The sequence below is a fragment of the Prolixibacter sp. SD074 genome (genome assembly GCF_009617895.1).
Classification (GTDB): domain Bacteria; phylum Bacteroidota; class Bacteroidia; order Bacteroidales; family Prolixibacteraceae; genus Prolixibacter.
The window spans coordinates 3,240,984-3,266,551 of record NZ_BLAW01000001.1 but is presented as its reverse complement, the minus strand read 5'-3'; the positions used below and the strand labels follow the sequence as shown (position 1 = coordinate 3,266,551).

Here is a 25,568-nt window from a genome sequence, read left to right as displayed (position 1 = left end):
GCTAATCTTCTTTTAGTTGGTCAAAATCAACTGTTCCCGACGATTGATAAAAACGATAAATCAATACCAGCGCAAACGCTGTAATCCCGAAGCCAATCACCAGTGAAGTCAATACCAACGCCTGTGGTAATGGATCGGCCACACTCGCCTGCGCCACTTCCTGTCCTTCCTGCACAAACGGGGGGCTCACTTTCGACAGGCTTCCCGCCAGGAAAACCAACAGATTGGTGGCATGACTAAAGAAAATCAGCCCGAGAATTAACTTCACAATACTTCGCCGCAACAGGAGGTAAACGCCCGCCGCATACAAAACACCGATGACAATAGCCAGTATGATTTCCATTATTCTATTTCGATTATATCAAACATGATGGTCAATAACACCCCGATGACCGCCAGATACACTCCCGCATCGAAAAGTACCGGGGTTCCTAAATGAAGCTCTTGCCCGAAAGGCAGATGTAAGGTTGTCCACATGCCGGTCATGAAAGGTTCGCCAGCCATAACACTCAGCAAAGCTGAAACGACAATAACCGTCAAACCGGTTCCCAGCAAAGCTGAAGTGGAAAGTGGTAATTTCTTTCTTGCTTCCGCAGAATTGAAGGCCAAGGCATAAAGAATGTAAGCTGAAGCGGCCATTAAGCCGCCAATAAAGCCCCCACCAGGCTGCTGATGCCCCCGATAAAGCACCACCAATGAAAGAATCAGCAACAGCGGCCTCAACTTAGTTGCCACAATGCGAAAGATATTGGAATACGGATTGCTCATTCCTCCCCCTTCTTTTTCGGTTTTAACTTTAACAGCGAAATCACTCCTATGGCAGCAATCATCAGCACAACGGCCTCACCCATGGTATCCAGTCCCCGGAAATCGACCAGAATGACATTCACGATGTTGCGCCCATGGCCTTTGGTAAATGCCTCTTTCAGGAAATAATCGCTGATGGGCGGACTGATTTTGATGAACTCGGCTTTTAAAACCAGGGCTGTCATAAAACCACCGAAAACCAATGCAATAATTCCATCCCTGATTCGGCTTGTCGGCCGTGAATACCTGGGCATATACGACGGCAAATGATACACCACCATCACGAAAAGGACCAGCACCAGCGTTTCTACCAGAATAAGGGTAATCGCCACATCCACCGCTCCATACAAAATGAATATGAAAGCCATGGCATAACCGATAACCCCCAACAAAATGATGGCAACCAAACGGGAGCGCGTAAACACAGCGCCCAATGCGGACGTAATAATAAGCAGACTTATCCCGATAAGGTAAAACGGAATTTCTTCCCAGTTGGCCTGAAAGCCCCAGCCGCGGGTATTATAAAGTTGGTACCAAACCAGCAATGACGAAACAATAAAAATCAACATCAGGTAAAAGCGGTGATAGCCATGTTGAACCACTTTAGTATGCCCTTTTGTAAACGACAGGAAGCTCTCAACCAGTTTCCCGAAAAGGTCGGTAAACTCAATCTTGAAATAACGTTGATTAAATTTTCGCAGGGCTTTTATCGCCGGTTTCCGAAAGAAAAAGAGCGTTAGGCCCAGCGTAACCGTAATTACACTTAGCAGGAATACCAGATTCAGCCCGTGCCACAATTGAATGTGAAGTTTAACCGGACTGGCATTCACCGCATCAACGGCCGGCATCACCAGCGGTTGTGTTAGTATGGCCGGATAAATTCCCATGAACAGACTGGTCACCGAAAGCACCACCGGGCCAATGAGCAACGGAATAGCTGGTTCGCGCGGAATTTTGGGCGGGTCTTTTTTCTTGCCAAAGAAAACACCATACCCAAACAAGAATGCCACAGCTACCATAAATATATTGGCCGCAACCGCCAGTATGGCCAGATAAACAGCAATTTCGGGGGCCTGTACTTTCGCATCGTAGATAACTTCTTTCCCGATAAATCCGAGAAAAGGCGGAAGCCCTGCCATGGAAAAAAGCGTCAGAAATGTTGCCACGGCTGCTACCGGCATCACCGGCCACATGCCGCCCAGGCGCCTTATATCGCGGGTACCCACTGTTTTATCAATCGCTCCTGCAATCATAAACAGTGCGCCTTTATACAAGGAATGGACAATCAGAAAGATCACCATGGCCATGATAGCCAACCCGGTACCTATACCAACCAGCAGCACCAACATTCCCAGCGCGCTAATGGTCGTATAGGCCAGTATTTTCTTCAAATCGAATTGCGTAAATGCGAAGTAGGCCCCTACCAACATCGTCATGGCGCCGGCTAATCCCAACGAAAATTGCCAGAGATCTGTTCCGCCCAAAATAGGATGAAGCCTTGCCAACAGGTATATCCCGGCTTTTACCATTGTCGCCGAATGCAGGTAAGCGCTTACCGGCGTGGGTGCTTCCATAGCACCGGGAAGCCAAAAATGAAAAGGAAACTGCGCCGACTTAGTGAATGCTCCCACCAGGATCAATAACACCAGCGGCATGTACATTTTGCTGCCTTTCACCACGGCGCCATCCTGCAACAAGTCGGTCAACTCATAACTTCCTGCAACGTTCCCCAACAGAACAAATCCAGCCAGCATGGCCAAACCTCCAAAGCCGGTAACCAACAATGACTGAAGAGCTGCCGCCCGCGCTTCCGGACGTTCGTGATTAAAACCAATGAGGAGAAACGACGAGAAACTGGTGATTTCCCAAAATACGAACAGTGTGATCAGGTTATTGGCGAGGACCAGTCCCAGCATAGCCCCCATGAACAGAAGGATATAGAAATAAAATCTTCCCCGCATGGGATAATGCTGCATGTAGTAACCTGAATAGATAAAAACCAGCGTTCCCATTCCGGTTATCAGCAAGGCGAAAAGCAGGCTCAGTCCGTCCAGATAAAAGGATAAGCGGACATTCAACAGCGGAAACCAATCAACTGACTGAATGATAAAATGACGATCGATAATATCCGGAAGCTGCTTAAGCAGCAGCACAAATAGTAAAGCCGGCATTAGAGCATACAGGTAACCGGAAATCTGCCCCAGTCGTTTGTCAATAAACGGGGTTAGAAATGCCAGGAAAAAAACCACACCGACAATCCGGATTAGCAGCATAAGTAAAAGGTTTAACCAGGCTCAGACATCGTTCGAAGTTGTTGCTTAATTGTCTCTTAAGAATACAACTAAATTGTGGTTTTGTTTAGCTCTTCATACGTAAAATAAGATCATCTCGCATATTTACGACCGGTTCGCGCTTCAGTCCGGTGACAAAGGGATCGAACCGGACATCTTTAGCAAAGTTATTGCTTAAACCCTTGACCGAAATTTCCGTTACTTTTAACATCACAAAATTGTAGCGAAAAATACCATGCAACACGAAGGAAACCTGATTAAGATGAGAACGGAAGCCAACAGTCCCGTTCGCTATTTTTTACCCCTTGGCAGTGATGAAATTACCATGAACGACTTGATTGGAAACAAACTGTCAATCAACTTCTCCGGCCAGATTAACTGTATCCATTGCGGAAAAAAAACGAAACGTTCTTTCGGACAGGGGTTTTGTTACCAGTGTTTCCAAACGGCCCCGGAAGCCGATCCCAGCGTAATGCGACCGGAGCTATCCCGCTCTCACCTGGGCATTGCCCGCGATTTGGAATGGGCACGTAAGCACGACCTGATTGATCATTACGTTTATCTGGCCGTAACCGATGCACTCAAAGTGGGTGTGACCCGCTATCACCAGGTGCCTACCCGTTGGATTGACCAGGGCGCCAGTTATGCCATCAAACTGGCGAAAACGCCCAACCGGCACATTGCCGGCGTGATTGAATCGTTCCTGAAGAACTACATGAACGACAAAACCAACTGGCGGGCCATGTTGCGGAACGAAGTCGATCTATCCATCGATTTGGCCGTCGAAAAGGAACGTGTGGCAACGCTACTTCCCGACGAGCTGAAAAAATACCTGAGCAACGAACACGAAATCATGTCGCTTACCTACCCGGTAAAGAAATTTCCTGATAAGATTAAAAGCATTTCACTCGATAAGACCCCTGAAGTGGAAGGTATACTCAGCGGCATCAAGGGGCAGTACCTTATTTTCGAAGACGGACGGGTTTTCAATGTCCGCGCGCACAATGGCTACTTCGTCGAATTGCAAACCTGATTGCAAAAACTCAAACGAAATATAAACCGCAGCGAAAGTATAACCACCAGTAAAATAAAATGGTCCCTTAATTCTTACAGGTTTCCTGATTTTCAGGCTAAACAGACATGTTATTCAACATTAAATCCGATTTCGTCACGGCCTATAAACCGTTTTGATGAAGGGCAGGTAAATATAATATTATGAATTATTCTTATAAAATTATCACGAATATTTCCCTCCGAATATGAATTTCAAACCCGGAGAGCTCTTGCAATGAATAATTGATTTCAGGCGTGCATCCATCTAAAAATAGCTATCTTCGCATCTGGTCTGAGATTAAGATCTATGACTCGGGTATACGGAAGAAAATCATTTTATTTTCCTGTAAATTTACCTTAGTTTATCATTCACTCCTGCAAAGTGAATGATCATTTGAATAATATAATATCATATGGAAACTATCGACTGGAAAAATTTAGGGTTTGGCTACCGGAAAGCCGATTATAATATCCGGTGCTGGTACCGCAATGGAAAATGGGGCGAATTGGAAGTATCCGGTTCGGAACAGGTAACCATGCACATGGCAGCCACCGCACTCCATTACGGCCAGGAAGCATTTGAAGGGTTGAAAGCTTTTCGTGGAAAAGACAACAAAGTACGTGTTTTCCGCATGGACGAAAACGCCAAACGTATGCGCAATTCCGCTAATGGAATCATGATGGCCCCGGTTCCGGAAGACCTTTTCATGGACGCTATCCGGAAAGCAGTTAAAATGAACGAAGAACATGTTCCGCCGTTCGAATCGGGAGCATCGCTTTATATTCGCCCGTTATTGATTGGTACCGGGCCGCAAATTGGCGTGAAACCTGCAGATGAATTTCTGTTCATGGTGTTTGTTATGCCGGTAGGCCCTTATTTTAAAGAAGGCTTCAAACCAACCGACCTGGTTATCTACCGCGAATACGACCGCGCCGCTCCGCGTGGGACTGGTATTTACAAAGTTGGCGGTAACTATGCTGCCAGTCTTCGAGCGGGGACCCGGGCACACGCCGAAGGATATTCTGCCGTACTGTTTCTCGATGCCAAAGAGAAGAAATACCTCGACGAATGCGGACCGGCTAACTTCTTTGGAATTAAGAACAATATCTATGTAACACCGAAGTCGACATCCATTTTGCCGTCCATCACCAACATGAGCCTGCGCCAGTTGGCTGCCGACATGGGAATGACCGTGGAAGAACGGAAAATTCCGGTAGAAGAACTGGCCGAATTTGAAGAGGTAGGCGCCTGCGGCACTGCAGCTGTTATTTCGCCCATCAAACGGGTTTATGATGCCGATCTCGACAAAGAGTACCTGTACGGAAAAGAACCCGGCGCCATCAGCCAGAAATTGTACAATAAACTTCGCGCTATTCAGTACGGAACCGAACCGGATCCTTACGGATGGACTGAAGTGATCGAATAAGAGCCAGCTAAAATTGACTTTCAACCGTTTTCCCTACCGGGAAGACGGTTTTTTTATACAAAAATTCCCATCTGGTAATGCCATGGACAGCAATAACCTCATTAATCGGTTGTCGGAATTCAATTATGCGAAGTTCTTCTTACTTCCTGCGTTGTGCCGGCAACAATCTGCCGCCCGCAGACCGCTCTTTCTTCGCGGCGGGAACCTATTACGAAAGTTCCAGCATCCGCAGAATAGGCGCTTTGGCTTTTTCGATGGTTTCGGCATCCAGTTTAATCTCGGGACGCTCGTGTTTCAGCGCCAGGTACAATTTCTGGACCGTATTCAACTTCATGTAGGTGCAATCGTTGCAACCACAGGTCGAATCGATGGACGGGGCGGGAATAAACATCTTTTCGGGACAAGCCTTCTGCATCTGGTGCAAAATTCCGCTTTCGGTGGCCACGATGAACTTCTTCGCAGCATTCTGCTGCACGTAGTTCAGTAATGCAGTGGTTGACCCCACATATTTGGCCACCATCAGCACCGGCCTTTCACACTCGGGATGAGCAATGAATTCGGCATCAGGGTCCGCATCCATCAATTCCACAATCCGTTCCAGCGAATATTTTTCGTGCACCATGCAGGCGCCGTCCCACAACACCATGTCACGTCCGGTTTGCGAATTCAGGTAATTACCCAGGTTCTTGTCCGGGGCAAAAATCAGTTTTGCATCTTCCGGGAACGAATCAACAATCTTCTTCGCGTTCGAGGAAGTGACAATCACATCGGAAAGCGTTTTAATATCAGCGGTGCAGTTGATGTAGGAGATGACCTTGTGGCCGGGATGTTCGGCTTTGAATTTGGCAAAAGCTTCTTTCGGCGCCGATTCGGCCAATGAACAACCGGCTTTTAAATCCGGTATAATGACTTTCTTATCAGGATTCAGAATTTTGGCGGTTTCGGCCATGAAATGAACGCCCAGGAAAACAATGACGTCGGCATCGGTTTCCTGCGCTTTTCTGGCCAAAGCCAACGAATCACCTAAAAAATCGGAAATATCCTGCAACTCAGGAGTGATATAGAAATGTCCCAGAATGACCGCATTCTTTTCCCGCTTCAGTCGTTGAATCTCTTCAATCAGGTTCACCTGCGGGGAAATGGGCCCGTCAATAAACCCTTTATCCTCCAGCATATGCCGGATTGCTACTTCTTCCATTCCTCTGCTCAATCTTTAACGGTTATATTTGGATGCCACAAGGCAAAATAACGGAGGTAAAGGTAAGAATTTATCGGCAAATGAAATGTAAATGCAACAGTGCCGGCCAATATGTCAAAACCGGAGGGAAATAGAATATTATCCGGCCGATTTAATCAGGCGTTTTTCTTCCCAGGCATCCAGCGCTGAAATGGCAATTTCCCTTCCGGTTGCCCTGATTTCAGCTGAGCGATCGAATTCCCAGGGTGTGGCCAATTGGAAAGGTATGTTGATGACAATGTCGGGTTGGTGATTTTGAATCGTCAAGGCGGCAATTTCCCGCTGCATCAGTTCAAAGGTTTCCCCAATGGTTTCGAGGTAATCAAACTTAATCCCGGGCATCTGGAAAGTAAAAAATTGCGCCAGCTTCTGGTGCAGGGTATGTTTCTCTTCCTCTTTCTTTCTTGCTTCATGACCAAACTTCCGGGGTGTTTTCTTCGAATGCGATTCGTATCCACGATCATCTCCAGACAGGTTAACAACCACCAGGATATCATCATTCCGTCGCTTTACGTAAGGAATGGGAATGGGCGAAATAACGCCACCATCAACCAGCCTTTTCTTATCCAGCTCAACCGGGGTAAACACATCGGGCACCGAAATGGAAGCGCGAACAGCGGTAAAGAGCGAACCTTTGTCGAATACCTCCAGCTCGTGGCTTACCAAATCGGTAGCTACCGCCGTAAACGGGATACGTAACTTTTCGATGTTCACATCGTGGGTAAACTCTTCGTGAATGATTTTGAAAATCCGGTCACCCTTTACAAATCCGCGACTGCTGATGGTCAAGTCCATGTAATGCCAGAGGTCGCGCGTGGTGAGCGAACACATTCGTTTGGCAAACGGTTCCAAAACCCCGGCAGCGTAAAATCCGCCAATCATGGCCCCCATCGATGTGCCGGCAACCGAACTGATTTCATAACCACGGGCTTCCAGCTCTTCGATTACCCCAATATGGGCTAAGCCCCGGGCACCACCGCTGCCCAATACCAAAGCGACTTTTTGTTTCATATGACTCATTTATATATCACTAATACAATCAATTTTCCCACTGGTTCAAACAACATCTCTTCCTGTTAAGTAAATGTAATGATTAGCAGCATTGAAAAAACAGAGACAAAGAAAAAGGGCTGCCTAAAAAGACAACCCTTTTGCGGATTATATGGTATTTCGGTAACTCTTAGAAGTTCACACGGAGTGAGAAGTTGAAGTTACGTCCGAATCCCCAGAAACCAACCATGTTGTCGCGGGTATGGCTACCAACGCCTGAACCACGATCCCATGCATCGGCAATGTACGACGTATTAAATACATTATAGCAGTTGGCATTGAAATAAGAATCAAGATCTCCGATTTTGAATGCATATCCGATACGGGCATCCAATGTGTTGTAGTTCGGAATTTTCCAAGACTGCTGACGATCGTTTGGATCGGTACGGTTTTCCGGAGAAAACTTCGCGTAGAAATCAGCGTTATACAACCAGTTCAGGCCCAAGTCAATCTGCTTGGTCACGTTTGCTTTAGCAGCCAAACCAAACTGAGTCTGCGGTGCATCAGCTACTTTCAGATCCTTCGTATACAGCGTAGCAGAACCTACTTTTGCGTGACTGTCGTCGAAAATGTCAACGTTCACATCTTTGGTATAGTGCCAGTCGTTAACCGAACCGTTGGCAGCCAAACGCAACCAGTGAGTCGGGTTGTATTTCAACTCAGCCTCAACACCTTTGTGCGACTCGTTCAAACCTTTGAAATATACAGTCTGGTTGGCAGAAGTTCCGTCAGGCAAAGTGTAGCGATATGAACCGTCGGTCCACCGGTCGTCCCACTGCGTGTAGTATGCGTTGATGCGGGCATCGAATTTTTTCGACTTGTATCCGTAACCAGCTTCAATCGATGAAATTTTCTCGGTCGTATAGTCCGGATTAACATCGTTCGCATAGTTAATGAATACATAGTCGAAGTAAGGTGCACGAGCATAGTAACCTGCATTCACGAAGAAGTTTGAACGCGGGCTAACGTTCCAGTTAACGCCACCTTTTACGCTATAACCCATCTGGTTTTCAGTCGGACTATTAACGCCTTTATAGTTCGGCTCACCGTTGTAACCGTTGGTATTATACTTGTTGTTGTCGTAGGTGAAATAGTCGACACGCTTGTACCATGTGTTCGAGAGTGTTGCAGCAACGAAAGCTGACCAAATATCGTTTGAGTACTCCAACTGGCCGAAACCACCAAAGTAGTTAACCAGACCATCATTGTAGTAGTCAATTTTGTCACCAACTTTGGCCATCGCGTTACCCGATTTGTATCCGGCATAAGAATCGTCCCAGTAGTTAGCACCTAACAAGTCACGTACTTCACGGTAGTGGATACCTTTATATATACGACCGTCGATACCAGCAACCAGGTTCAGGTTCTCACCCAGGTGTGCATTCAAGGAAGAAAGAATACCTTCCCAGTTGTGCTCGTTAACCGAGTTACGGAGAATCTGAACAGCACCTTCGCCGTTACCAGCAGCATTGATGTTGGCTGCACGTGAAATATTGAAATCTTCGTGAGCCAATGGGTTTTTCATATCGTATCCGGCGGTACCAAAACCTACTTTCGGTACGTCATACTTGTAGTAGAATCCGGGAACGGTTTCGCCCATGTACTGGAAAGAATCATAGTAACGTCCCAGCAGGCCGGAACCCCCACCACGGCCGACAGAAGCATACAGCGAAGTTTGCAGTTTTGCATTTTCGCTGATATCCCAGTACCAGTTCAGGGCAAACTGAGGTTTGTGGTAATAGTTTACTTTTTCATTCATTTTCTTACCGTCGAGGTAACCGTAACGCATGTTGTATTTGGTTCCCATCGCATCGTGAACGGATTCTGTCATAGCAGAAAACTCATCATTCGGACGCTGTCCGTGTTTCTGAGGAGCACCTATAGCCGTGAACTGCAGCAGGTTTTTGTCGTTCAGTTGCTTCGAAATCGAAAGGAAGTATGACCATGCATCTACCCAGGTAGATTCAATGTATCCGGTTCCTTCGGTGCGGCTACCAATGAAAGAAACAGCCCAGCCGTTTTCCATCAAACCGGTAGAAAGTCCCAGCATGTACTTCTTACGACCATAATCAGTCATTCCGTACTGTGCAAAACCACCTTTTTTCGCATCCGTTGTTTTGGTGATAATGTTCAGGGTACCTCCAACAGAGCTGATAGCCAACTTTGAAGCTCCCAAACCACGCTGAACCTGCATCATGCGCGTAGCATCAGACAGACCGGCCCAGTTTGACCAGTACACCCAGCCGTTTTCCATATCGTTCACCGGAATACCGTTGATCATTACAGCAACGTTTTTCTGGTCGAAACCACGAACGTTGATACGTGAATCACCGTAACCACCACCTAAATTACTGGTGTATACACTCGGCGTCATTTTCATGATTGCAGGAAATTCCTGTGAACCGAGTTCCAACTGGATAGTTTTGGCGTTAATGGTAGTAGCAGCAACAGGAGTTTTACGCGAAACTGCCACGTTGGCCATTACGTTTACTTCCGAAAGACCAACAGCGTCATTCTTCAGCTGCACTTTCTTCATATCGGCAGTCGCACCGTTTTTCACCGTAACGGTTTGCTCTTTTTGCTCATAGCCGATATAAGAAAATTTAACGGTTTGCTCTCCGGCAAGGACCTGTAACTTAAAGCTTCCATTGAAATCTGTTGCTGTTCCAATGGTCGTGCCGTTAACAGTAACTGCGGCACCAATCAGGCTTTCGCCTGTTTCTGCATCAACTACCTGTCCGGTAATTGTTCCCTGTCCAAAAGCGGTAAATGAGTAGAACCCCATTATCATTCCGAGAAGGACAGCAAAGACTGACTTTTTCATAAAATTATTGATTAGTAAAATTCCAGTTAAACTATGTATTTGTTGCTAGTATTATAGACGCCAATTTGATGTTCGAATACCTGTTCCTGAACGCGCTGTAAAATTATATTCTTACCCATCGGCGAACCGAAAGCTGCCATTAACGATTTGTTAAGTGAATGATAATCAAAAATTACAAACATGTTACAACATTAAATTAACCTACATCCACTTATCACGCAACCAGGATATTACAAGAAAACACGAACCGTGTGCTCCCGAAATTCGTGTCGTTAATCAACATAAGACAACGGATGAGTGGCCCATAAACGTAAAAATAAATTTATTCCCTAGCTTTTAAGGATAGCATTGGCTCATTTTTCTCATTTATGAACATGCTCCTTAACCGACTATGAATCAATCTTCAAATTCACCATTCAGTTTATCTCATTACTAATCAGGTAAACATTTATTAACATTTAAGTTATGTTGCTGACTCAAATCGATTACATCTTTGCAATGTTCAATTTATGAATGAGATATTATGCAACATAATTGCTATACCAATTGAGGAAAGTTCAATATATTAGGGACAGCATTATGAGACCAACTAGAACTGTTAAACCTGCATTAAACAATGGAAATCCGCCTCATCCGGGCGGAAAGGCATTTTTTAAATCTGTTAGTTGGCACATTCCTTAACACTTTTCAGTTCATCCCGAATAACCCGAATTTTTAATTTCAGTATTAATATCATTTAGTAATTCAACAAGTTAATTTGTAATCTAACCTAGAAAGTATGAAAGCACGATTTATTAGGGTTTTCCTTTTCGCTTTTCTATCGCTATTCTCCGTTACGGCCTTTGGACAAGGTACCGTAACCGGTGTATTAGTCGATTCATCAACAGGTGAAAACCTGGTAGGTGCCGCTGCAGTTGTGAAAGGCACCTCAATTGGTACAGCCTCTCTTTTCGATGGGACTTTTTCACTCAAAGTTCCGGCTGGGAAACAAACATTGTTATTTTCTTACATCGGCTACATTCCTTCCGAAAAAGAGATAACCGTAAAAGATGGTCAAACACTTGACCTGGGCAAAGTACAACTGAAATCGAATACCGTTGGTCTTGATGAAGTATTGGTTGTCAGCTCTTTTGCCCGCGACCGTCAAACACCAGTTGCCCTCTCCACCATTCAGCCTCAGATTATCCAGGAGAAACTGGGGAACCAGGAATTTCCTGAAATTTTAAAAACCACTCCATCGGTTTATGCAACAAAAGCTGGTGGTGGCTACGGTGATGCCCGCATCAACCTCCGTGGTTTCGATTCCAATAACATCGGCGTGTTGATTAACGGTGTGCCCGTAAACGACATGGAAAACGGTCACGTATACTGGTCGAACTGGGCCGGCCTTTCCGATGTAACACAAACGATGCAGGTACAGCGTGGTTTGGGTGCTTCCAAACTGGCATTGTCTTCGGTTGGTGGGACCATCAACATCATTACCCGCAGTACCGATGCTGAAAAAGGTGGTTCGGTTTATGCCGGAATCGGAAACGACGGCATGCATAAATACATGTTTACAGTTTCCACCGGATTAATGGAAAATGGCTGGGCAGTAACATTGTCCGGTGCTCACAGTTATGGCGACGGTTACATTCGGGGAACCAACTATGATGGTTATTCTTACTTCCTGAATGTTTCCAAACAAATCAATGAGGCGAATCGCCTATCTTTCACCATCTTTGGAGCGCCCCAATGGCATAATCAACGTGGAACCAAACACTTAATTTCTACCTACCGTGGAGAAAATCCTAATATTCCTTTCCCCATTCAGGACAGATACAAATACAACAGTGACTATGGTTACAGGAATGGTCAGGCTTACGGTGGCGATTACGGTTACAACTACTACCACAAACCGCAAGCTTCGCTGAACCACTACTGGAAAATTAACGAAGAAACAACCCTCTCAACTGCCCTTTATGCATCGATTGCCAGCGGAGGAGGACGTCGCGTTGATGGTCCAAATGGCAACATGTTAAAATGGGATTACCGCAATGACCAGCCTTACAGCAATACCCTGCTTACCCCGGACGGTCATTATGACTACGATGCGGTTGAAAAAATCAATGCAACTTCGCTGACTGGCTCACAGGCCATCATCGGTAATAGTGTTAACTCACACCAATGGTATGGATTATTGTCGACCTTAAATACAAAAGTCAACAATTTCAAGATTACTGCAGGTTTGGATGCACGTTATTACAAAGGAAAACATACCAAACAAGTTGATGACCTGCTGGGAGGCGCTTACTTCATTGATAACTCAGATATCAACCGTCCGGACAATACCCCCTTGAAAAAAGGCGATTACTATTCTTACTTTGACTACGGTATTGTTCGTTGGTTAGGTCTGTTCGGTCAGGGAGAATATGTAACTGATAACTTCTCGGCCTTCCTCTCTGCATCGATCTCTTCTCAGGGGTATAACCGCCAGGATAAATTCATCTACACCCCGGGAAACCAATACGCCGGATGGACCAACTTCCTTCCATACAGCGTAAAGGGTGGTGCGAACTACAACATCAATAAACACCACAATGTGTATGTAAACGGCGGTTATTTTACCCGTTCACCTTATTTCAATATTGTATACCCGCTTTATACCAACGATGCCAATAAAGATGCAAAATATGAGCGTATTCTCTCTACCGAAATTGGATATGGTTATACAAGCAGTAAACTGAACATTAAAATCGGTTTGTACCGAACCAACTGGATGGATAAAGGACTTCGGGTTACGCTCGGACAGGTCAGTTCGAACATCAGTGGTTTGAATGCTCTGCATCAGGGTGTCGAATTTGAAGGTACTTACAAACCGATTCCAAAATTAAATATCAAGGGTATGGTTTCCGTAGGTGACTGGAAATGGCAAAACGACGTATCATTCGATGTATTTGACAACAACAATGTATACCAGGGAACTTACAACGCTTACCTGAAAAATATCCACGTAGGAAATTCGGCTCAAACCACCGCTTCGCTGAGTGCCGAAATGGAAGTTCTCAACGATCTGAAATTAGGTTTCGATTACACCTATTACGGTCGTAACTATGCTGATTTCGATCCGTCGAACCGGACCAAAGCAACCGATACTTCTGATGCATGGAAAATGCCTGATGTCGGACTTGTTGATTTCAACCTGAATTATAAATTCAAAATGGGCCCCTTCGATGCAACTATATATGGAAACGTGAACAACCTGTTTAATACTGTGTATATTTCTGATGCAACCGACGGAACCAATCATGATGCAGCATCTGCACTGGTTTGGTACGGATTTGGCCGTACCTGGTCTACCGGTTTAAAAGTCAGGTTCTAATCCATGATTCGAATACTTAACCGAAAAAAATCTGATAAGGATGAATAAGTTATATAGACTCTTAATCTTACTTGCCGTTGCACTTACAGCGTGTAACCCAATGGAAGATATCAACAGCCAGATGGAGCAGCAGAAAAAAGCTCCTACGGCAGAATTTGAATACACACTTACAGACGCTGATTATTCAACGATCTCATCTGAAGCTCTCGCAATTGCTGCCAGCAAAGAAGATTCAACAACGGCTTCATACATCAAATCCAGTCTTTCTATTCCTGAAGGTTTTGCCGCCGCTTATGTACCAAGTATCTTAACAGATGCTTATCCTGCCCTGGGCAAAAATTCAGTAGCAAAAGTTGCTTATAACTTCAACAACGGTCCCAAAACCTATTTGACTGAATATACTGACGCTGGTGAATATTACATTAGCTCGTCTGACTATGAGTCGATTGGTGGTGCCGTGAAAGTATACAAATACTTCTCTCCGTCCAATGCGCCTGAAACCTACCTGCCCGATTTACTGGCAGCTAAATATCCGGATGCAGCCGACGGTACTTTAAAAATGGTAACTTATAAATACGCTACAACCGATCCTGCCGGAGGTGAAGTTGAAGTCTATTCCGAAGATTTTGCCACATTGAATAACTTCAAGACATTCAGCGTCGCAGGGGATCAGACCTGGTATGCATCATCTTATAGTCAGGATAATTTTGCAAAAATTTCAGGATACGTTTCTGCGGATAAAGCTTCTTATGATAATGAAGACTGGCTTGTATCTCCTGCCATCGATTTAAACGGTTTTACCGCTCCCGTCATGCAAATTAATCAGGCCATCAATTACCTGAATGATCAGTGGGATCAAATTGGGATATATATTTCAACGGATTTTGATGGTACAGATGTAGCGACAGCGACCTGGACTCCTGTCAATATTACCACACTTCCTACAGGAAGCGATTATAATTTCGTAACCTCAGAGCGTATCGATCTTTCGGCATATGAAGGACAAAGCGTTTATGTCGCGTTCAAATACAATTCATCGACAACCAATGCCGCTACCTGGGAGGTAAACTGGTTGAAAGTTTACGGAACTATTGAAGGAAGCGGAAGTGGTACAACTGATCCGGAGGTAATCACCAAAAGTGATTTCTATCGTTTAGATGGAACTGCCTGGACGATGGAGTCAGATGGTGTTTACGCTCTTAGCTCACAAGATTATGACTCGATGGGTTCTCCGGGTAAATACAATAATTTCTCCAGCTCAGACAACCCGGACAACTATCTGCCTCAATTCCTGTCAATGAAATATCCATATGCACAGGATGGAGATGTACTGGCTGTTGTTTACAAATACTACTCCGGATCTGCCACAACCCGTGCTGATGAATACAGTTTCAACATGAATGCATGGACCAAGTACAATCCGGTTGAAGTAAAAACCGACCAGTTCATCAATGTTGGTAGTAAATGGATTTTTGACCCGACAGTTAAGTTCACCATGGCTTCGGCCGACTACCAGTTGATTGTTGATGCTGTAAAAGCTGATCCAGAGAAAAAATCATTGGCCGATAGTTACGGAACTGCTGAATTCTATTACGGTGCCAGCTCTCATTACAACAACTTCGATATTCGTCTTGTGAAACGCACGACAGGTGATTTTGCCCAGGCAGAATACAGTGATCTCACAGAAGATGAGGGAAATGCTTTAATCATTGATCGAATGGCTGAAGGAGTGGGTGTCATGCTGAAAGCCAAATTCCCCAATGCAGTAGCTCAGGTGAGTGGTGTGGACGTGATGTATGAAGTAACTGTCAGTACATACGAAAATGACGGAAGTTACGGTACCTACGTGGTTACCTTCCAGTGTACCAAGTCTGGTCCAAATCCGGAATTCACGCTGAAAGAGGGACCGACAAAGCAATAACAGATACATTTATATCTTTTTGATTAGGGGGCAAATGCCCCCTTTTTTATACCCATAACACCAAACCGGTTTAAGCCAATGTTATCGTTTGGTTTAATCTTTCAAACCCAAATGACTACACGGATATAATTCATATATTTGCCGACTAAATTTTTGAAGATGCAGAACATTCGCAATATTGCCATTATTGCCCACGTCGACCACGGAAAAACCACCCTGGTTGACAAGATGATCCTTCATTCGAACCTCTTCCGCGACAACCAAAAGCCGGGCGAACTGATCCTCGATAGTAACGATCTGGAGCGGGAGCGCGGGATTACCATCCTGTCAAAAAACGTGTCCGTAGTTTACAAGGATATCAAAATTAACATCATCGATACACCCGGTCACTCTGACTTCGGGGGTGAAGTCGAACGTGTGCTAAACATGGCTGATGGTGTACTGCTGCTGGTCGACGCTTTTGAAGGGACCATGCCTCAAACACGATTTGTGCTGCAAAAAGCTATCCAGCTGGGGCTGAAACCCATTGTTGTCATCAATAAGGTCGATAAACCAAACTGCCGCCCTGAAGAGGTGCAGGAAGAGGTTTTCGACCTGATGTTTTCACTTGATGCCACAGAAAAACAACTGGACTTCCCAACCATATACGGTTCGGCCAAACAAGGCTGGATGAGTGCTGACTGGAAAGAGAAAACCGACGATATCATTCCTTTGCTTGACGCGATTGTAGAGCATATCCCTGCTCCCGTCGAGAACAAGGGAACACCGCAAATGCTCATCACCTCGCTCGACTACTCAAAATATGTCGGACGAATTGCCATTGGCCGGGTCAACCGCGGAGAGCTGAAAGAAGGTATGAACGTTTCGATGGTAAAACGTGATGGAAAAGTCATCCGGACCAAAGTCAAAGAATTGCAAACGTTCACCGGCCTCGGTCGTGAAAAAGTTAGTTCTGTTCAAAACGGCGACATTTGTGCCCTGGTCGGGATTGACGGGTTCGATATTGGCGACACGGTTTGCGATTACGAAAACCCCGAGCCTCTCGACCCGATTGCAGTCGACGAGCCCACCATGAGTATGTTATTTACCATCAACAACTCTCCTTTCTTTGGTAAAGAAGGAAAATTTGTCACCAGCCGCCACATCCACGACCGGTTGATGCAGGAACTGGAAAAGAATTTGGCACTGCGTGTCGAAACCACCGAATCGGCTGATGCATGGAACGTGCACGGACGCGGAGTCCTGCACTTATCAGTATTAATCGAAACCATGCGCCGCGAAGGTTATGAAATGCAGGTTGGCCAGCCACAGGTTCTCTTCCGCGAAATTGGAGGTGAAAAACATGAGCCAATTGAGCTGTTACACATCGACCTTCCGGAAAAAATGAGCGGGACAGCTGTAGACATGGTTACCCGGAGAAAAGGTGAAATGCTGAATATGGAGCGGAAAGGCGAACGCATTCACCTCGAATTCGAAATTCCTTCGCGCGGTATCATCGGCCTTCGTACCAATATGCTGACGGCAACGCAAGGTGAAGCAGTCATATCACACCGTTTCCTCAAATATGGTTTGCATAAAGGACCGATTGAAACGCGCCTCAACGGTTCATTGATTGCCATGGAAACCGGAACTGCTTTCGCTTACGCGTTGAATAAGCTGCAGGATCGCGGGCGTTTCTTTATCGACCCGCAGGAAGAGATTTATGCCGGTCAGGTGGTGGGCGAGAACAGCCGCGAAGGTGATTTGGTCCTCAACGTAACCAAATCGAAAAAGCTGACCAACATGCGCGCTTCAGGTTCCGACGACAAAGTGCGCCTGGCACCGCCCATCCGCTTCAGCCTGGAAGAAGCCCTCGAATACATTCAGAAGGATGAATATGTGGAGGTAACGCCAAAATCCATCCGCCTGCGTAAAATTATTCTCGACGAAAATCAGCGCAAACGCGCTTCGAAGAATTAATATATCCATCCATTTTGATTAAACCACTCCTGATCATTGGGGTGGTTTTTTTATGTCATCAGTTTTCAAAAAAGAAATTTATTTCTCAATAATATCAACCTGACAAACCCTGCCCTGTCCACTTTTTTGCCATCCGATAAACCAAGTGTTTCTCTATCTATTTAAAGGATTTCAGGCGAACAATCATTCCAGCATTCTGAAAAAATATACGATTCTTGACAAAATATACTACCATGTATTGCATAGTAATATCTTTTATCCATATATTTGCATTACATACTTCAATGCCTGAAAAGGTATTCTTGAAAAATGTAAGGCTGGAAAAAGACTCCAAATCGAATTCGGATATCAAGGCCCGGGACAACCCGATTTATTGCCAGCTGATGTAGATAAAGAAAGGGAAAGCGATGAAACTGGAAAATACAAAAGCACAAATGCGTAAAGGAGTTCTGGAGTACTGCATACTCCTGATACTCTCCAAGCGCCCATCCTATGCTTCCGACATCATCGGGGAGATGAAGTCGGCTCGCATGATTGTGGTGGAAGGCACGCTTTATCCGCTGCTCACCCGGCTGAAAAACGCTGGCCTGCTCGGATACCGCTGGGAGGAGTCATCACAGGGACCACCCCGGAAATACTACGAATTAACCGAAAACGGCAGCCAATTTCTCTCCGAACTGGAAGGCTCGTGGCAGGAATTGGTCGGAGCTGTCGCTGAAATCAAAAACAGTTAACTGCATTCGACCGAATCACAAAAATATTGGACATGAAAAGAACACTAACCATTAATATCAGCGGAACCGTTTTTCACATCGATGAAGATGCTTACGAAAAGTTGCAGGCTTATCTTCTCGATATTAACCGGTATTTCGGTTCCGATCCGGAAGGACGAGAAATCATTATGGACATTGAATCCCGTATTGCTGAACTCTTCCAGGAAAAAACAAAATCCGACGGCAACGTGGTCACCATACTGCATGTCGAAGAAGTGATTGAGGTAATGGGACGGCCTTCTGATTTTGCTGTTGAGGAGGAGGAAGAAGAACCTGCAACACACAAAAAACGGACTTTCCGGACAGGAAAACGGCTTTACCGCGATCCGGAACATACAGTGCTCGGAGGTGTCTGCGGCGGATTGGGGGCCTATTTCAATCTTGACCCGGTGATTTTCCGCCTGGCTTTCGTTTTGCTTTTCCTTGTCTCGCACGGAATCATACTGTTGCTTTACCTGATATTCTGGATCGTTGTCCCAAAGGCCATCACCACTTCGCAACGACTGGAGATGCGGGGTGAGGATGTCAACATCGACAATATAAAGAAGACCATTAAAGATGAATTTCAGGACGTAAAAAAAAATTATCAAAAGTTCCGAAATTCCCCTTCGTACGAGCGGGGACGGGAAAAAGTAAATGAAGCAGGTAGTGTGTTGGGTTCCGTCCTGCGCGTGATACTCAAAGTCATCGTCATTATTATTGGCGTTGCCCTGATTGTCGGCGGATTGCTCACCATTATTGGACTAGTCGGTTCGTTATTCATCTCGAATACTTTCCTGGGAATTGTTCCCTGGGACAGCCATATGATTCCGCAATTCTTCCATTTCTATGTAGGAACTGACACCTTAAACTGGTTAATGATCTCGGTTGCCGCATTGGTCGGAATTCCACTGTTGGCCTTGATTTACCTGGGAACCAAACTGGTTTTCCGGTACAAATCGAATAACGCAGCTGTTGGCCTCACCGCCTTTGCGCTCTGGATTATTGCCCTGATGATTTTACTGGGCACGGGTATCAGCAAAGTCAACTACTTCAAACGCCAGGGAACTTATACGCAACGGCGTGAAATCACCACCAGGGCCGATACGCTTTACCTGAAACTGGCTCCGGATGGCTACCGCGATTATATCAATGATAACATCCAACTGGATGACATGCGTATCGCCACACTCAACGAACGTGATGTCCTGGTTGGCCATCCTTCTTTTGACATCGAATCAACTTCGGGAAGCGGACCGGAACTGATCATCCGGTCAAAAGCGCGTGGAAAAACCATCGACTTGGCGCAGGACAACGCGGAAAGTGCTAACTACAAGATTATCATCAAAGACTCACTGGTCAACTTCTCGCCGTGGTTCGAAATTGCCGAAGGAAAGCAATGGCGCGACCAGGAAGTGCATGTCATTCTTCGTCTTCCGGTAGGAAAAACGGTTTACCTCGGTGACAGAATGATCAAAATTATTAACGACATCGAAAACACGACAAATACCTGGGATGGCGACATGGTCGGAAAATTCTGGACCATGACACCCCAGGGACTCTCACTGGCAAAATAATCCGTTTGCCGGAAACCGTAATTTATCCATAAAAACTGAACGGATATGAGTATCATCTACAGAATCGGAATCGTGATGGCGCTGTTACTGGCGTCGCTGGTTTCCAACGCCCAAAGTAAATCGTACCGGATTTACAACGAGTTTGATCAACAAGACGGCTTTTCCTGGTTTTCTGTGTCGAAAAGCATGCTCGATGTAGTGGACCTGACACTCGACGACGAGAACAAAAAAGTGACCGGCGATTTGAAAGAGATCCGCATCATGTTTTATAATCCTGAAAAAGCACAACTGCACAAGAATTTCTACCGGATGATGAACTATAAGCTTTCGCGGATGCGCTACAAAAAAGCAGGAACCTGACTATCGTTATCACAGCGGCTATTAGTCCAGTTCCCGGGCACTAGCACAAAGAGGCAGTATTTCAAATGCACTGCCTCTTTTTTTGTCCTGACAAATAATTTATACGCCTTCTCCTCACACACTAAATCGTCTCTTTTTCTGAAATGTACAGGCATCACACCCTCTTTGTAACAAAAATGCGATCGAATTCTAATGATGTCTTAATATGTATCCATCTCAATTTTTCTATGTTTAGGCCACAAAATAAAATCGACCTGAAAAGACAAACCTCCACACTCAACTAACATTGTGGGATATTCAGAAATTATGAAGAGATTACCAGAGAATTTCAACCGATGGCTGTTGCTGGCTTTCATGATACTGGCCATCGCCAGCTGTTCGAAAAATGACAATGCGATCGCCCCTACCGATAGCAGCCAAACCGGAACTGATACAGGTTCCGGCCCAGGAACACAAGCCGGAACGAATACCGATCCTTTTTCGATAACCGAAAACTTCGAAAGTGGCCAGAAAACAGCCTATGCTGCGGCTAACGTTACCTTAAATACCGGTAGCTGGTACTTTGATGACGCGCTCATCGGAAATCTTTCCGGCGATGCCAAAGATGGTTATCAATCGGTGCGGTTGCGTAACGGAAACATTGCGATGAATTTTGACATCAACGGTGTGAAAATGCTATATGTAAAGCATGCAAAATTTGGAAATGACGGTAATTCCACCTGGCAGTTGCTGATGTCGGACGACAGCGGCTCCACGTACACCCAAATCGGAAGTGATATTTCCGAAACGTCCACCACCCTGAAAACCGATTCGTTCGCCATTAGCGACACGCTGGCCGTACGGTTTAAAATCACGAAATCAGGCGATAACCGGGTGAACCTGGACGACATTACCTTCAAAGGGATTGGTGATCCGGGGATTACTGTCCCTGAACCCGACACTACCTCAACAGGCGGTGGCGGAGGTTCGACATCGGATGCTGCTGAACCGAGAAATGTAACCGTCGGAACCGACGCGCCTCCGGCATCGGGCGACAACAGCAACCTCCTGTTGGGAAATCCCTCTGATGCTGTAAATTCCATCGTCTCAAAAGACAACTACCTCATCGACATGGGCTATTACACCGAGTCGTATAGTGCCAGTCGTGCAGAGCCGAATTGGGTCAGCTGGCACCTCGATGCGTCGAACATTACCCATGCCGTGAGCCGGCAGGACAATTTTGCAGCATGGGCCAGCCTGCCTTCCGATTGGTTCCAGGTACAGGACAACAGTTACAGCGGAAGCGGTTTCGACCGGGGACATAACTGCCCTTCGGCGGACCGGACCAGTTCAGCAGATGCCAATTCATCCACCTTCCTGATGACCAACATAATTCCCCAGGCGCCCAACAACAATCAGCACACCTGGGCCGACCTGGAAAATTACCTGCGCGATGAGGTGAACAAGGGATACGAAATCTACATCATTATGGGTTCTTACGGCGAAGGTGGAAGTGGCTATTACGGGACCACAGTCAATACCATTGATAACGGGAATATTACCGTACCGGCCCATATCTGGAAAATTGCCGTTATGCTGAAAACCGGCGACAATGATGTGGGCCGCATTGATTCAACCACCATCGTATTGGCGGTGAATACACCCAACACGAACAATATCGATGCGGATTGGACCAAGTACATCGTCACCGTAAGGGATATCGAACAGGCAACTGGTTACAATTTCCTATCGGAATTGCCGAAATCGGTGCAGGACGCCATCGAAACAAAAACGTATTCGGCCAACTAACCGTTAAGGAACCAGCTTTTCCAAAGTTCAAAACTTTGGAAAAGATTTTCTCATAAAAACACCGAAACGGCCGGGTCCCTGAACCAGATTTAAAGAATCTATTCACTCAGCTGTGGAGTAACTGTGCCATCCTTCAGCCCCGGGGCGTCACCACCGGACTGAATTAATCCGGGCCTTCAGGGCCCGTTCACCCATTCTCCACGTCTCCCTTTCTCCTCTTCTTTTCTCCCTTTCCCTGCTTCGCCTTTTTTCGTACCTTATTCCTGCTAAAACCGCTGGTCATGAATACATCAGGAAGAAATATCCGGCGAACCACCTGGCTCGGCCTGGCTGTTCTGGCTGCAATTGCCGGATTGTTGTTTATGGTAATTTCCCACTACGGCCCTTCGTTGCTGTTTCTGTCCGGGCTCTTCATCGGTATTTCGCTTTGCATCACCATCCGTTTGTCCTTCAATTCCCGCCCGAAAAAACAACAGAACCTTCCCCATGAAAACGACGATTCGCCTTAAATGCTTTACATTTGTCCGAAACGCATTTAAGATTATTTATGAAAAAACTGGTTTTTGCCACCAACAATCCACACAAACTGAGAGAACTTCGCGAAATACTGGGTGAACAATTCGAGCTGCTCAGCCTGAACGACATCGGCTGCACCGACGACATCCCGGAAACGGGTGACACGCTGGAAGACAATGCCGCACAGAAATCATTTTACATATGGGACCGTTACCACATCAACTGCTTTGCCGATGATACGGGCCTCGAAATCGATGCGCTGAACGGCGAACCGGGGGTTTACTCGGCCCGTTATGCCGGCGGGGCCAAAGATGCCCGCGAAAATGTGAAGAAGGTATTGCGCCTGATGAATGGCAAAACAACGCGTACAGCCCGTTTCCGAACTGTCATCTCCCTCATCATCAATGGAAAAGAAATGCAGTTCGAAGGTGTGGCCGAAGGCGAAATCCTCGCGGATACACGTGGCGAAGCCGGCTTTGGCTACGACCCGGTTTTCCTTCCGGAAGGAAAAGAAAAATCGTTCGCCGAGATGGAAGCCGGTGAAAAGAACGAAATCAGTCACCGGGGCCGCGCTGTTGCTAAGCTGGTCGACTACCTGAAGAAAAGCTAAACCTCCGTTATGAAGCTAACGCCAAAAAAGATTTTGCTCATTATGCTGGTGGCGGTACTGGCCGCTTTCTGGCAGGTTGCCTTTTTTCGCAATACGCTCAAATGGGATGCCCTCGACATCTCCTTTCCGTGGCGGTTCATCGTCACGGCAACCGCCTGGCACGGTGAGTTACCTTTGTGGAATCCGTTCCAGTTTTTGGGATTTTCGCAGCACAGCGACCCGCAAACGTGGTATCCTGTCTTCTGGCTTTTTGCCCTTGCCGGGAAATACACCCTCTACTCCCTGAGCCTTGAGTTCTTACTCCACATTTTTCTGGCCGGTTGGGGCATGTTTCGCTTGTCGCGAAGCCGTGGGTTAATTTCGGAGGCGGCCCTCTTCTGTGCCATCGGGTACATGTTTTCGGGCTTTTTCGTGGGGAATGCCCAACACCTGGGATGGATTGTCAGCGGTGCCTGGCTCCCGTTCGTGCTCGAAGCGTATCTCCGTTTCCTGGAAAAAGGAAAATTTCGCCATCTCGCTTTAACGGTCCTCTACCTGTTTTTCCTCTTCACCGGTGGTTACCTGGCCTTTTTTGTCACAACTGTTTATATTCTTTTCGGAATATTCCTGTGGCATACCTACCGGGAAATCCGAAACAAGAAATTTGCGCGGCTGGCCCGCCAGTGGAAAAGCCACCTGTTGCTCGGCGTTATCTTCGCCGCCGTCAGTGCCGTCGTGTGGGCCTCGCTGATCGACCTGGTACCGGTGATGCACCGCGGAAACGGCATCCCGCTGGAGCGGGCACTCTCCGTTCCGTTCTATCCGGTCGACCTGCTCTCGCTCTTTTTCCCGGCCGCTCAAAACTTCAACCGCGCCTTCTGGATCGGTGACCAGTCGATGATCAACGTCTTCTTTGGCATACTGCCGCTCATGTTGTTCGTCAGCTGGTTGTTTTCAAAAGGAAAGAAAAGCGCCGAGTGGTGGTATTTTGCCGGCGCCCTGTTTTTCCTGGCGGTATCGCTTGGACAGAGCCTTCCGCTACGGGCCTGGCTTTATTATGCGCTGCCCTTGTTCAACTATTTCCGCATCCCGGCCCTTTTCCGGCTCTTCTTCGTGTTTTTCAGCCTGCTGTTAGCCGGAACATTCCTTAACCGGATGATCGCACACCATAAGCGCAGGTTACGAATAATAACAGCCGTTGCACTCTTTGTTTTCCCGCTGTTCGCCTCCCTTCTGCTCTTTTTCCTAACGGGAAAACTGGAAGACAAGGCGCTGCATGCCATCTTCCGGCAGGCAGCTCTGGAGGAAGTTCTTCTGTTCGTCTTCTGGTATTTCGTCCTCCGGATGAAAAAAGCGAACTGGCGACTGGTGCTGCCTGGCCTTATTTTCATCGACATGTTGTTCGCTGTTCAGGGCAACCTTCACATGTCAGTCATCGACGATTTCCGGCCGTCCCAAACGCAAGCCGGACTAAACCGGTTGCCCAAAGGTTTCCCGGTCCCCGATTTGAACCAACGAATTGCCACCGTTCGTCAGCGAACGCCCGATATTCGTCCACTGTGGCGGAATGTCCCGACGTTCTACAAGCAAATCAGTTTCGACGGATATTCGCCTTATCAGTACCGCAATTGGCTGGCTTTGGAAGATTCGTCCGTTTTTCGGGAAGTCATCGACCATCCGTTACTCTTCTTCCGGAAGGAAAACGGTGATGATTCTACCCGAATTGCCATCACCGGATTTGGCGCCAATTACATCGAAGCCGATGTTTCGCTGAATGAACCTTCGGAACTGGTGTATCTGCAGAATTTCAAAAACGGCTGGCAGGCTTTCATCGATGGAAAAGCAACAACCATCCAGCCGGCCTGCCGGGCCTTAATGAAGGTACCGGTACCGTCCGGCGAACACCATGTGCGGTTCCGGTACCATCCGGCGAAGGTTTTAATCGCGTTGGCTGTATCAGCCATCAGCTTTTTCCTGCTCGTGCTGTGGCTCCTTTGGGACACTTTTCTGCGGAAGCGAAGAAAGAAAACGGTTGCCTGACGCGATTTTTTTAACT

18 protein-coding genes are annotated in these 25,568 nt (G+C 46.5%); 12 read left to right on the top strand and 6 right to left on the bottom strand.

Going from position 1 to position 25,568, the window contains the following annotated elements; all coding sequences use genetic code 11:
- Position 1: 1 nt before the first annotated feature.
- Genes GJU82_RS14010 through GJU82_RS14000 form a run of 3 tightly spaced genes read right to left on the bottom strand, consistent with a single transcriptional unit; the run spans position 2 to position 3,080 of the window.
- The gene (locus GJU82_RS14010; protein WP_153632721.1) at positions 2-343 is read right to left on the bottom strand and encodes a Na+/H+ antiporter subunit C; all 342 of its coding nucleotides are present in this window, start codon (positions 341-343) and stop codon (positions 2-4) included.
- Positions 343-768, bottom strand: coding sequence for an MnhB domain-containing protein (locus GJU82_RS14005; RefSeq protein WP_153632720.1), 426 nt, complete (start codon positions 766-768; stop codon positions 343-345). Before GJU82_RS14005 ends, GJU82_RS14010 begins: the two co-directional genes overlap by 1 nt.
- Positions 765-3,080 carry a putative monovalent cation/H+ antiporter subunit A gene (locus GJU82_RS14000; RefSeq protein ID WP_153632719.1) on the bottom strand — a complete coding sequence of 772 codons (2,316 nt, stop codon included), beginning with the start codon at positions 3,078-3,080 and terminating at the stop codon, positions 765-767. Before GJU82_RS14000 ends, GJU82_RS14005 begins: the two co-directional genes overlap by 4 nt.
- A gap of 253 nt (positions 3,081-3,333) precedes the next feature.
- Between GJU82_RS14000 and GJU82_RS13995 the strand changes: the two genes are divergently transcribed.
- The gene (locus GJU82_RS13995; protein ID WP_153632718.1) at positions 3,334-4,131 is read left to right on the top strand and encodes a DUF2797 domain-containing protein; all 798 of its coding nucleotides are present in this window, start codon (positions 3,334-3,336) and stop codon (positions 4,129-4,131) included.
- A 433-nt stretch (positions 4,132-4,564) separates the two neighbouring features.
- Positions 4,565-5,578 (top strand): branched-chain amino acid aminotransferase, encoded by a 1,014-nt coding sequence (locus GJU82_RS13990; RefSeq protein WP_153632717.1) that lies wholly within the window; start codon positions 4,565-4,567, stop codon positions 5,576-5,578.
- A gap of 208 nt (positions 5,579-5,786) precedes the next feature.
- On the opposite strand, the gene nadA is transcribed toward GJU82_RS13990, so the two are convergent.
- The 3 genes from nadA to GJU82_RS13975 all read right to left on the bottom strand — a co-directional run bounded on the left by nadA (position 5,787) and on the right by GJU82_RS13975 (position 10,689).
- Entirely contained in the window at positions 5,787-6,776 is a 990-nt protein-coding gene (gene nadA / locus GJU82_RS13985) for a quinolinate synthase NadA (RefSeq protein WP_228488709.1), read from the bottom strand.
- A gap of 138 nt (positions 6,777-6,914) precedes the next feature.
- Entirely contained in the window at positions 6,915-7,826 is a 912-nt protein-coding gene (locus GJU82_RS13980; RefSeq protein WP_194831063.1) for a patatin-like phospholipase family protein, read from the bottom strand.
- 169 nt (positions 7,827-7,995) lie between these two features.
- Positions 7,996-10,689 carry a TonB-dependent receptor gene (locus tag GJU82_RS13975; RefSeq protein WP_153632715.1) on the bottom strand — a complete coding sequence of 898 codons (2,694 nt, stop codon included), beginning with the start codon at positions 10,687-10,689 and terminating at the stop codon, positions 7,996-7,998.
- A gap of 778 nt (positions 10,690-11,467) precedes the next feature.
- On the opposite strand from GJU82_RS13975, the gene GJU82_RS13970 reads away from it, so the two are divergent.
- From GJU82_RS13970 to GJU82_RS13925, 10 genes are all read left to right on the top strand, one after another.
- Entirely contained in the window at positions 11,468-14,050 is a 2,583-nt protein-coding gene (locus GJU82_RS13970) for a TonB-dependent receptor (RefSeq protein ID WP_153632714.1), read from the top strand.
- 40 nt (positions 14,051-14,090) lie between these two features.
- Complete coding sequence (locus GJU82_RS13965; RefSeq protein ID WP_153632713.1) at positions 14,091-15,971, top strand: choice-of-anchor J domain-containing protein; 1,881 nt, start codon at positions 14,091-14,093, stop codon at positions 15,969-15,971.
- A 159-nt stretch (positions 15,972-16,130) separates the two neighbouring features.
- Positions 16,131-17,930 (top strand): translational GTPase TypA, encoded by a 1,800-nt coding sequence (gene typA / locus GJU82_RS13960; RefSeq protein ID WP_153632712.1) that lies wholly within the window; start codon positions 16,131-16,133, stop codon positions 17,928-17,930.
- 407 nt (positions 17,931-18,337) lie between these two features.
- Positions 18,338-18,664, top strand: a complete 327-nt coding sequence (locus tag GJU82_RS13955) for a PadR family transcriptional regulator (RefSeq protein WP_025862542.1) — start codon at positions 18,338-18,340, stop codon at positions 18,662-18,664.
- Positions 18,665-18,696: 32 nt separating this feature from the next.
- Positions 18,697-20,259: a PspC domain-containing protein gene (locus tag GJU82_RS13950; protein WP_153632711.1), complete on the top strand. Its 1,563-nt coding sequence runs from the start codon at positions 18,697-18,699 to the stop codon at positions 20,257-20,259.
- 45 nt (positions 20,260-20,304) lie between these two features.
- Positions 20,305-20,619 carry a DUF4252 domain-containing protein gene (locus GJU82_RS13945; protein ID WP_153632710.1) on the top strand — a complete coding sequence of 105 codons (315 nt, stop codon included), beginning with the start codon at positions 20,305-20,307 and terminating at the stop codon, positions 20,617-20,619.
- Positions 20,620-20,925: 306 nt separating this feature from the next.
- Positions 20,926-22,407, top strand: a complete 1,482-nt coding sequence (locus GJU82_RS13940) for a DNA/RNA non-specific endonuclease (protein ID WP_194831062.1) — start codon at positions 20,926-20,928, stop codon at positions 22,405-22,407.
- 281 nt (positions 22,408-22,688) lie between these two features.
- Positions 22,689-22,916: a hypothetical protein gene (locus GJU82_RS13935; RefSeq protein WP_153632709.1), complete on the top strand. Its 228-nt coding sequence runs from the start codon at positions 22,689-22,691 to the stop codon at positions 22,914-22,916.
- Positions 22,917-22,954: 38 nt separating this feature from the next.
- A complete protein-coding gene (locus GJU82_RS13930) occupies positions 22,955-23,533 on the top strand; it encodes a non-canonical purine NTP diphosphatase (RefSeq protein ID WP_153632708.1) in 579 nt (192 codons plus the stop codon).
- A 9-nt stretch (positions 23,534-23,542) separates the two neighbouring features.
- The gene (locus tag GJU82_RS13925; protein ID WP_153632707.1) at positions 23,543-25,552 is read left to right on the top strand and encodes a YfhO family protein; all 2,010 of its coding nucleotides are present in this window, start codon (positions 23,543-23,545) and stop codon (positions 25,550-25,552) included.
- Positions 25,553-25,568 lie beyond the last annotated feature (16 nt).

Coding starts and splice junctions, on each gene's coding strand:
- GJU82_RS13945 (WP_153632710.1), top strand. CDS start 20,305: ATGAGTATCATCTACAGAATCGGAATCGTGATGGCGCTGTTACTGGCG.
- GJU82_RS13930 (WP_153632708.1), top strand. CDS start 22,955: ATGAAAAAACTGGTTTTTGCCACCAACAATCCACACAAACTGAGAGAA.
- GJU82_RS13955 (WP_025862542.1), top strand. CDS start 18,338: ATGAAACTGGAAAATACAAAAGCACAAATGCGTAAAGGAGTTCTGGAG.
- GJU82_RS14000 (WP_153632719.1), bottom strand. CDS start 3,080: ATGCTGCTAATCCGGATTGTCGGTGTGGTTTTTTTCCTGGCATTTCTA.
- GJU82_RS13970 (WP_153632714.1), top strand. CDS start 11,468: ATGAAAGCACGATTTATTAGGGTTTTCCTTTTCGCTTTTCTATCGCTA.
- GJU82_RS14005 (WP_153632720.1), bottom strand. CDS start 768: ATGAGCAATCCGTATTCCAATATCTTTCGCATTGTGGCAACTAAGTTG.
- GJU82_RS13940 (WP_194831062.1), top strand. CDS start 20,926: ATGAAGAGATTACCAGAGAATTTCAACCGATGGCTGTTGCTGGCTTTC.
- GJU82_RS13980 (WP_194831063.1), bottom strand. CDS start 7,826: ATGAAACAAAAAGTCGCTTTGGTATTGGGCAGCGGTGGTGCCCGGGGC.
- GJU82_RS13990 (WP_153632717.1), top strand. CDS start 4,565: ATGGAAACTATCGACTGGAAAAATTTAGGGTTTGGCTACCGGAAAGCC.
- typA (WP_153632712.1), top strand. CDS start 16,131: ATGCAGAACATTCGCAATATTGCCATTATTGCCCACGTCGACCACGGA.
- GJU82_RS13925 (WP_153632707.1), top strand. CDS start 23,543: ATGAAGCTAACGCCAAAAAAGATTTTGCTCATTATGCTGGTGGCGGTA.
- GJU82_RS13975 (WP_153632715.1), bottom strand. CDS start 10,689: ATGAAAAAGTCAGTCTTTGCTGTCCTTCTCGGAATGATAATGGGGTTC.
- GJU82_RS13935 (WP_153632709.1), top strand. CDS start 22,689: ATGAATACATCAGGAAGAAATATCCGGCGAACCACCTGGCTCGGCCTG.
- GJU82_RS13950 (WP_153632711.1), top strand. CDS start 18,697: ATGAAAAGAACACTAACCATTAATATCAGCGGAACCGTTTTTCACATC.
- GJU82_RS14010 (WP_153632721.1), bottom strand. CDS start 343: ATGGAAATCATACTGGCTATTGTCATCGGTGTTTTGTATGCGGCGGGC.
- GJU82_RS13965 (WP_153632713.1), top strand. CDS start 14,091: ATGAATAAGTTATATAGACTCTTAATCTTACTTGCCGTTGCACTTACA.
- nadA (WP_228488709.1), bottom strand. CDS start 6,776: ATGGAAGAAGTAGCAATCCGGCATATGCTGGAGGATAAAGGGTTTATT.
- GJU82_RS13995 (WP_153632718.1), top strand. CDS start 3,334: ATGCAACACGAAGGAAACCTGATTAAGATGAGAACGGAAGCCAACAGT.